Annotated in this window: 9 protein-coding genes; 3 read left to right on the top strand and 6 right to left on the bottom strand. The window is 45.9% G+C overall.

Annotated features, from left to right (window positions below; genetic code table 11):
• The first annotated feature begins 164 nt into the window (after positions 1–164).
• Both JGK20_RS10875 and JGK20_RS10870 read left to right on the top strand, forming a co-directional pair.
• Positions 165–1205, top strand: a complete 1041-nt coding sequence (locus JGK20_RS10875) for a transposase (protein ID WP_366038772.1) — start codon at positions 165–167, stop codon at positions 1203–1205.
• A gap of 91 nt (positions 1206–1296) precedes the next feature.
• A complete protein-coding gene (locus tag JGK20_RS10870; RefSeq protein ID WP_293192257.1) occupies positions 1297–1422 on the top strand; it encodes a hypothetical protein in 126 nt (41 codons plus the stop codon).
• Between the two features lie 227 nt (positions 1423–1649).
• On the opposite strand, the gene JGK20_RS10865 is transcribed toward JGK20_RS10870, so the two are convergent.
• Positions 1650–2594, bottom strand: a complete 945-nt coding sequence (locus tag JGK20_RS10865) for a cation diffusion facilitator family transporter (protein ID WP_293192255.1) — start codon at positions 2592–2594, stop codon at positions 1650–1652.
• Between the two features lie 241 nt (positions 2595–2835).
• Here JGK20_RS10865 and JGK20_RS10860 point away from each other — a divergent pair, with 241 nt between their 5' ends.
• Positions 2836–3183, top strand: a complete 348-nt coding sequence (locus JGK20_RS10860; protein WP_293183136.1) for a hypothetical protein — start codon at positions 2836–2838, stop codon at positions 3181–3183.
• A gap of 192 nt (positions 3184–3375) precedes the next feature.
• Here the strand turns inward: JGK20_RS10860 and JGK20_RS10855 are convergent, their stop codons facing one another.
• The 5 genes from JGK20_RS10855 to JGK20_RS10835 all read right to left on the bottom strand — a co-directional run bounded on the left by JGK20_RS10855 (position 3376) and on the right by JGK20_RS10835 (position 8387).
• On the bottom strand, positions 3376–4245 hold the full coding sequence (locus JGK20_RS10855; protein WP_293230399.1) for a rhodanese-like domain-containing protein: 870 nt from the start codon (positions 4243–4245) through the stop codon (positions 3376–3378).
• 14 nt (positions 4246–4259) lie between these two features.
• Positions 4260–4769: a type IV pilin-like G/H family protein gene (locus tag JGK20_RS10850; protein ID WP_293196663.1), complete on the bottom strand. Its 510-nt coding sequence runs from the start codon at positions 4767–4769 to the stop codon at positions 4260–4262.
• Positions 4770–4897: 128 nt separating this feature from the next.
• Positions 4898–5959, bottom strand: coding sequence for an S-methyl-5-thioribose-1-phosphate isomerase (gene mtnA / locus JGK20_RS10845; protein WP_293183142.1), 1062 nt, complete (start codon positions 5957–5959; stop codon positions 4898–4900).
• Positions 5960–6263: 304 nt separating this feature from the next.
• Complete coding sequence (locus JGK20_RS10840; RefSeq protein WP_293183144.1) at positions 6264–6848, bottom strand: TIGR04376 family protein; 585 nt, start codon at positions 6846–6848, stop codon at positions 6264–6266.
• 309 nt (positions 6849–7157) lie between these two features.
• Positions 7158–8387 (bottom strand): hypothetical protein, encoded by a 1230-nt coding sequence (locus tag JGK20_RS10835; protein ID WP_293183147.1) that lies wholly within the window; start codon positions 8385–8387, stop codon positions 7158–7160.
• Positions 8388–8736 lie beyond the last annotated feature (349 nt).

The raw sequence follows: 8736 nt of genomic DNA, 5'->3' as shown, positions 1-8736 counted from the left end.
TCTTGATTTCTAATATACTCTTTCAATACTTCTAAGGGTGCGGCACCAACGGATAGACCAAGTACATTCTAAGTTCTGTAAAAGAATAGCACTCTCGACGATAAAGGTTCTCATCGTTGGCAAACCAAGATATGATTTAGTAGCAGACCAATTCTAGCATAGTGATGAAAGCAAGATATCGCTACAGATTTTACCCAACCAGCCAACAGCAGCAGGGCTTAGCTCAACTGTTTGGCTGTGTGCGGGTGGTCTGGAATGATGCGCTTGCACTTTGCAAACAGTCAGATAAAAAGCCTAGTTCAGCGGATTTGCAAAAAATCGTCATTACCCAAGCCAAGAATACTGAAGAAAGAGTTTGGCTAGGAGATGTGTCATGCGTTCCCTTGCAACAATCTGTTGCCGATTTAGATGTTGCTTTCAAGAACTTTTTCAACTCCTGCAAAGGTAAGAGAAAAGGGCGTAAAGTTGGATATCCTAAATTCAAGAAAAGAGCCAGTAGTCAATCGGCACGTTTTAGAGTTGGAGGATTTTCTATCAAAGGTGATGGTGTCTACTTAGCCAAGATTGGAATTGTTAATCCAATATGGTCTAAAAGTCTTCCGTCTGAGCCTAGTTCTGTGACGGTAATCAAGGACTGTGCAAACCGCTATTTCTTGAGTTTTGTTGTAGAGGTTCAATCAATTCAAATTGAAGCTAAGAATCCAAGTATCGGAATTGATTTAGGCATTAAAACCTTTGCGGTAATGAGCAATGGCGAAAAAGCCGAAAGTCCTGGCTATAAAAAGTTAGACCAGAAAGTTCGTAAGCTACAACGCAAATTAGCTCGTCAGCCAAAAGATTCTAAAAGAAGGAATGTAACTCGCATTAAAATTGCCAAGTTACACAATCGAATTGCCGACACCCGCCAAGACTTCCTACACAAATTGTCAACCAAAATAGTCAACGAAAACCAAGTAATTATTTTGGAAGATTTGAACGTGTCAGGCATGGTCAAGAATCGTAAACTTGCCAGTGCAATTAGTCTGCAAGGATGGAGAGAATTCAGGACTCTTTGTGAGGGCAAGTCGGAGAAATTTGGCAGGGAATTCAAGGTAATTAGTAGGTGGGAACCGACTAGCCAAATCTGTGCAGATTGTGGATTCAAATGGGGGAAGATTGATTTATCTATTCGTTCAGTGCTTTGCGTCAGTTGCGGTGTACCTTAAATGTACGCGGAGACAGAGTAAGACTATGAAAGGTAGCATCAGTCGATGAGGCGTAAAGAATCCCCGCGCGTTTACGCCGGGGAGTATGTCAATGAGAGATTACTACCCGCTGAGGTGGTTGGGAGCTTTGGGAGCGCAAGTCGAAATTCTGGTACCTTGGGACTTGCGAGAGAAAATAGCTGTAGAAATCCAAAATACTGGCAACTTATACCTATAGTCTTTTGCCCGATAATTATTAAAGCTATTGTGGAAAACTTGCATATTTCTGTGGAAAACCCCCTTTTTCCTGTGGAAAACCACAACTAAACGAAGTGCGATTGCTCTCACCAGATTGATAGGATTTAAAAAATTGGAGGAATTGCGATCGCCTTTCATCGCCTTCCTCCTTTATCACTCAACCTGCTTTTTACTGGAAATACAGCCTAAATCTTTCTTGCTTCATCCTTACCTCTTGCTGATTCCTTCTTCCCTCTCTTGCGCCTCGTAGCTAATTTGGTCGGAATGGTAAGCAGGCGGCTCAACGTGAATTAAGATGCGTACAGGGCTGAAACGTTCTTCCAAACGGGCTTCAACTTCTTCTGTGATCCGGTGAGCAGTTTCTACATCGACAGCATTGACAATCATGTGCATATCAATAAACACTTGACGCCCGATCAGCCCGCGAGAGGCGATCGAGTGACAATTAACAACTCCGGGCACATCCATGGCAATTGCTTGGATGACTTCCGGTGCGATCGCCATTTCATCCACCAACCAAGGCAAATTTTCCGTTAAAACTTTCCAACCGCTGTGAAATACCAAAAGAGCAACTGGAAAAGACAAAAACACATCCAGGGATTGCAATTGAGGTATCTTTAAAATCTGACCTTGCCAAACACCAATCAACCCGCCGATGACCATAATTGTCACCCAAACATCGCTCATCGTGTGCTGGGCGTCAGCCACCAAAATCGCGCTACCGAGACGTTTGCCAACTCTGCGCTCGTAAAAAGTTACAAAAATATTAATCCCCAGTACCAGCAGCAAAATCCACAGTTCATTTGGGGATATTTTGACAGCTTTACCGCCGTGTAGCAGCCTTTCGACAGCACCGCTGAGAATTTCAAAACAGGCAATTCCCAGAAAAACTGCAATTCCCAGAGCTCCGAGAGCGTCAAATTTCTGGTGTCCGTAGGGATGATCGCGATCGGGTTGCGGATTGGCATAATGATTAGTTACCAATCCTAAAATATTATTAGCGCTGTCCGTGACGCTGTGCAAGGCATCTGCCAGCAAACTCAAGGAACCAGTCAGCCATCCCACGCCTGCTTTAATTGCCATCACTAGCAAGTTTAGCAATAAGGTAATGATTAAAACCTTGCGGACTTCGGAACGGTTATCGGCAACCATAGAATCTCCTCTATCAGCGATCGAGTTTTCTGGCTTCTAGTTTAAAGCGTATCAAGTCACGAAAGGTTAAAAGTATTATAGAATCTAGCTTGCAACTAGATTTATTTTCATTAATTTAGCCAAGCTTGTTGAGAGAAGTTTCAATTAATAGCATTCTCGCAGTCCAATTGAGCTGGAACGTACTTCTTTTGGGTTACTATATTTTTTAGCATTAACGATTGTATATTAAATTTCATTGCCCATGTCTCTTTCTCCGCTGACACTGAATTTAGTTGAAGGTTCTGTCTCGTTTAGCTTTTCCCCGGAAGCTGCGCGGGATTTGCAAAGTGCGATCGCCACTTTGATGGACAGCTTGAAAGCCGTAGCAGCCAAAACCGCTGGTGCTAAAGCTTCTCCCCAAAAACCGATGGAATATCGGTATGCAGGGGATGTATTTTTGGAGGTTTTCTGCAACCCAAATATTTGGGCGACTCCTTTTGCTGCGAAAGTGCTGATTACGGTTAGGGACGATCGCCTGCGCGTCACCACCGAAGCCGAACTGAGCCGCCTGCGCGACGATCTCGCTCAGTATATCGAACAAGTTGGTTGAGATGCTTCAACCTGAAACCCGTCGGTTTATCAAGGTTGCATTCTTAATGAATTAGCAGGTTTTGTCAAAGCTTAGTAGGGTGCGTCAGCTATGGTTATTTCATATATAATTAAAAAGCTCTGAGCTGACGCACCCTACGACCAAACTAAGAGGGCTGAAGCCCAACAACGTACCTCATCATTCTGAGAACCGCTATATCTCTAATTGACAAGCTCTAAGCTGAGGCAACCTACGACTTTTTTCTAACTGATAGCTATCAGCAGGCGAAGCCGACCATTCCCACATTGAACCTGCATAATTCTTAGCATCAAAGCCGAAACTTGTCAAGACCGAAGTCAACCACGCAGACCTAATTCCGCCACTACAATAACTCACAATTTTAGTTGACAGCGAAACACCTTTCTGCCGCAAGATTTCGACAATTTCCCCGCGAGAGAGGAGTTGTCCCTGCTTGTCCATCAACTGTTTGTAATAAAGGTGAATTGCCCCGGGAATGTGGCCGCCCCGCGTTTCTCCGTAAGGTGTTTTACCTGCATATTCTCGCGGCTCTCGGGCATCAATAACTGCTAAATTATCATTGCCTAAAATAGCTTTTAAATCATCCCGATTGATTTCCCAAGTCGAGCGGCGAGATACGATAAAATCTCCGGGCTGAGGTGGATTATTTGTACCTGTTACATGAGAAATTCCAGCTTTGACTAAAGCTTGATATCCTCCACCTACAAAAACAGCTTTTTCGTGTCCCAAACTTCGCAGCATCCAAACAATCCGCCCGTCTTCGCCCCATCCTTTCACGGAATTGGCGATCGCGATTACAGGTTTGTCTTGACAAATTCCCAGTGCTTGCAGTTTTTCTGTTAAGATTGTGTCATCTTCGAGAATTTTGCCTTTGTGCGGAAAGTGCGATCGCGAAAATTCCTGCCAAGTTACGGGAATAGCTGGCGGGAGACGGCAAAACCACTTTAAAATAGGTGCGCGAGCATCGAGCAAGGTAGCTCCTCGTGACAGCAACTCCTTAGCTATATCTGCACTTACTATCCAATTATCTGCTAAATTACACATCAATTAGAGATAATTTATTGAGCAACTTTTGCTGTATTAGCACCGCAGGCTACAACCCCTTTAGTATCCATTGTTGGCTTAGCTGGTTTAATCTTGCCAGAAGCAACATTTAGACACAAGATTGTTTGGGTCTTATTTCCTGCCAAAAAGACTCCACCCACAAAACTTTTGAGATTAGATTGATTCGACACTGCATAATTAAATACAGCTTTGTTTACTGTATCAATTGAATATTTGTAATTAGCTGTGTCAGCTTTAATGCCGAGAGCTAGATTAGAAACAGAACTTGTAAAACCCGTATTATTGCGATAGTAGTCTTGCTGAGCTTTATTCATTTCTACCACATATTGTTTGGCTGCTGATTCCTGAGTTTTAAGGGTTGGCGACAACTGAGCATGAGCCACTGTAGGAAACAAAACTGGTAGAATTAGAGTTGCGATCGCAATTTTTATCTGCTGGTTACGAGAGCTATAAATCATGTTTTTACCATTGCTTAAAACTTGAATGGCGGTAGGACGCTGCACGGCCGTGTCTTTACATATCTGCGGCTTTGGCTACATATTTCACGTCAAATTCATCGCTCCACCTAATTAGCCAAAGCAGTATTATTCGCAAAAATTAATCATGAACTGAGCGGTGGAGTAACATACAATTAAACTAATTGTTTTGCTTGAAACTGTTTCAAATCTTCCGGAGCAACCGTGCCGTATTCTGTGATAATTCCCGAGATTAATGCAGCCGGAGTTACATCAAAAGCTGGATTGTAAAATTCTACTCCTTCAGGACAAATTCGGGTAGTTCCAACTTGATACATTTCAACTGAATCGCGTTCTTCAATGGGGATTTGGCTACCGTCGGAAAGTTCAAAATCAATTGTTGACAGAGGAGCGGCGACAAAGAAGGGGACGTTGTGAGCTTTGGCAACAATTGCTAAACTGTAAGTGCCAATTTTATTGGCGGCGTCGCCGTTAGCAGCGATTCTGTCTGCACCGACAACTACGGCGTGAATCATGCCGAGTTTCATGCAGTGAGCGGCCATATTGTCGGCGATTAATGTGACGGGAATTCCTTCTTGCACGCATTCCCAAGTGGTGAGTTTGGCGCCTTGGAGACGGGGGCGAGTTTCGTCAGCAAAAACTCTGCCGAGTCGGCCTTCTCGCCAAGCAGAACGAAATACACCTAATGCTGTACCGTAGCCGGCTGTGGCTAACGCACCGGCATTGCAGTGAGTTAGTAAGTTCAATTTTTCGGGTGTTGCTGGTAGAACTTCTAAACCTTTGTCGCCGATATCTTTACAAGTTTGTACGTCTTCTGCTTGAATGGTTTTGGCCATTTCTAACAAAGTTTTTTGTACTTGTTCGACGGAACCGGTAGTTTGATTTGCTGTTTTGAGCATTCGGGATATTGCCCAAAACAAATTAACTGCTGTGGGACGAGTCGATCGCAATAATTCACCAACTTGTTCTAGTTTAGCCAGAAATTCAGTGCGATCGCCCGTTGAGATTTCTCGCGCCCCCAAATACATCCCGTAAGCTGCTGCTACCCCAATCGCCGGAGCACCTCGGACGATCATAGTTTTAATCGCCTCAGCCATATCTTGAGAGTTGGTAATTTCGACTGTAGCGTATTCTTTGGGCAGTCGGTTTTGCTCAATTAGCAGCACTCGGTCTTCAATCCAGGTGACGGGGGAAACGGGGGATTTTTGAGCAGTCATCGGTTTCAATGATATGAGGGACAAGTTTCTATGATGCCATGAAGGCGACTCTTCCTCCTATGTTATGAGCGATAGGCTGGATTTGCCAAAATCCCTGTCCTGCCGTTGGAGATTGGAGATTGGAGATTGGAGATTTATTGCATATTTACGAATATATGGGTACAGAATTAACAAAAATTATTGTTCAACAGGGATACTCTCGATCGGCTGTTGCGGATTTAAATTGTATATTTCCCGGAACTGTTCCCCACTCCTCAAATTCTCCTCTGGAACATAGCACGCTATCTCTCGCTCGCCCAGCAGCTTATCGACCCATATTGCGTTTCATGCGATCGAGTTCTTCCTCAGCTTCCCAGTTTTGAAACTTTTGTTCTAGAGGGTCTGCCGCCTTAAAACTGTTATAATTAGAACTCTGATTCCAACCCTTTGTATCCCAATTCTGCTCAGTTTTATCTGCTTTAGCGGTAGTTTTAGTTTTCGCTTCTGCGGCTTTGGCCCGGACTTCTTTTCGGCGCAATTGAATTTGGCGGTACAATTCTTTGGCTTTTTCTATCCGTTCTTTGCAGCCTTGCATTTGTCCCCAGCGCTGATTTCCCTGACGCAGCAAAGCTGCTTGTCGCTCTTGGGCGGCTTGAGCGAGATCCAGCCTTTGAGCTGCTTTGGCTTTGTTGGCGCGATCGTTCCAGCGCTGAATTTCTTGGGCGGCGGACAGAATTTCTGCTTGCAGTGTTTTCTCTTGTTTCTGAATCTCTAGAATCAGTCGCAGGGTGTCTTCTTCTTGTTCCTTGAGTTGTTCTTCTATTGCCTGCAATTCCAGGTGGGGGTTGCTACGCAAAAATTCTTCTAATCGGGTTTCTAGAAAGCGGCTGACATCATCAAATATGCTCATTTTTTATGAAAATTCTGTGTTATTGGTTATTTGTTATTGGTTATTTGTTATTCGTTTTTAGCAGTGGAGATTCCCCAGCGATCGATTTATTAGCTACTAACAACTGACCCTTCGACTTCGCTCAAGGCACCGCAACTGACAACTGATAACTGATATCGTTTCCGGTTGCATGGTCAGGTGATTTAACCTTTCTAGAACACTATTGACACAGAGTCCGAGAATAGAGATCTGAATACAGGACGATGCTACCGGAATTGATATGACAACTGACAACTGACAACTGACAACTGTCAACTGTCAACTAACGGATTAGAACTTTTGTCCGACAAAAACCGATCGCACATCTCCACCCTTGCGGATAACTGCTTCTTGATTTTTGATTTCTGCCAGAGTCCAACCGCTAGCGCCGATGCTTTCACCGACATAAATTCTGCGGGCTACACCGTCTACTTCAAACAAAGCAGCCGATCGATCGCCCAATTCCAAAATCCCCACTAGCGTCTGGGCGGAAGTCGGCGCGCCGGTAACAGCCGCTGCCGATTGCTGGGGCGCTGGCGCGGATTGCCCTGCTGCTGGCGCTGGTGCTGATTCAGTTTCGCGAGCCAAAATCTTTGGCTGCACAGACTCCGAGGGGGAAGCAGCAGCCGCGAGGGGACTGCGATTGCCAGCGGTGGCGATCGCGCGACCGGAGGCAGAGGCTGACGGTGAAGGCGAACCTGCTGCGGTTTGAGAAGCTGCCGGAACCGCCACATTCACCTGAGTCGGAGCCGCCGGAGCCACAGTCACCTGAGCGGGGGGAGGGATGACTACGACTTGGGGTGCAGGTGCTCCCGGCGCGGCGGCGGCTTGTTCTAGGGCATTCGCGATGCGGTTGACTGCTGTCGAAAGACCTGCGGTTGCCGGTGGCGCGCCGGAAATTGAAATGCTCGGGAGTGTTCCTGGGGTTGCGGCTCCCGGAACTGTGGCAAGTTGCGAGTTAGCCTGAGGAGCTTTTTTTTGTTCGATCGCTACTAGCGATCGCTGCACGTATTCGACAAACTGGGTGTCTGGTGCAATTTTGCCACTTGCTGCCGGCGTCTGCGGGGTCGGGGCTGCGGGCAAGCGCACCAGTCCCGACCTGCTTGCCAGCCACAATCCCATGACTAGAAGCAGCGACCCACAGGCTGCTCCTAGCAGGATTCGGTCAAATGATTGTTTGGACTGTTTTTTGGTTGTTTCTAGGGCGACTTGGCGGGCGATCGCTGCTACCTCTTGTTCCCCGCCTCGCGGAGGTTCTGGCGCCAACTGCGACAAAACTATTTGAGGTACCGAGATGGATTTTAGCGCCACGAATTCTGCTGGTGGCATCTGCTCGGCTGGCAGTCCCTCGCTGCCGTCGAATGCTCGATCGACTCCTTCAAACAGTTCGTCCATCAACCGATCGGCGTAGGACTCTACTGCCACTGTTTCGGATGGCACTGTTTCGACGGTCGCCACCACGGCGATCGGATCGGACGCTGATTCCAAGGACATCTGTTTGGCGATTACTTTTTGAGGCATAGTTTTTTGTTGGCTCCCGCTCCTCGACAACTCTGAGATTCTCAACTTCAGATTTCTACAGGATACTTGTGATGTTGACCAATTCTTGGCTTAGAACAGGTTAATTGTAGCTCAACTCATAACAAAATTTTTAGTCTTTGGCAAACTTATTGCCCGGTCTCTACTTCTGAAGCAAGCTGTTTTCCGCCTTTTTGCCTGCTAATTTCTGCTGCCACTTTTACTCAGCCTTAGTCTCATACACATTTTAGTTTTTTTGTCAATGCCCATTCAGGGCTTTCCCCGGCTCTAGACACACAACTTGACTTTACGGCTAATCGATTGAAGAATTGGAGAATTGGAGAATTCAAGA

The sequence above is a fragment of the Microcoleus sp. PH2017_05_CCC_O_A genome (assembly GCF_020738785.1).
Lineage (GTDB): Bacteria > Cyanobacteriota > Cyanobacteriia > Cyanobacteriales > Microcoleaceae > Microcoleus.
This window is presented reverse-complemented; position numbering and strand designations above follow the sequence as displayed.